A 272-nucleotide genomic window follows, 5' to 3' on the forward strand; every position below is an offset into this window, starting at 1 on the left:
CCGAGGAAACCGGCCTCGAGGAAGAACGCGGTGAGCACCTCGTAGGTCAGCAGCGGGCCGGTGATGGACCCGGCGAAGTCGGAGAAATGGCTCCAGTTGGTGCCGAACTGGTACGCCATGACCAGCCCGGACACCACGCCCATGCCGAAATTGACCGCGAAAATCTTCGACCAGAAATGATAGAGGTCGCGGTAGACCTCTTCGTTCGTTTTCAGCCAGAGGCCTTCCAGTACGGCCAGGTAGCTGGCCAACCCGATGGTGATCGCCGGGAA

Annotated in this window: 1 protein-coding gene; it reads right to left on the reverse strand. The window is 60.7% G+C overall.

Annotated features, from left to right (window positions below; translation table 11 throughout):
- Positions 1-272, reverse strand: a 272-nt coding sequence (locus HMPREF2886_RS03760) for a cytochrome ubiquinol oxidase subunit I (RefSeq protein WP_139148388.1), incomplete at both ends; no start/stop codon positions are given.

This window comes from Pseudomonas sp. HMSC066A08, from assembly GCF_001813025.1.
Lineage (GTDB): Bacteria > Pseudomonadota > Gammaproteobacteria > Pseudomonadales > Pseudomonadaceae > Pseudomonas > Pseudomonas aeruginosa.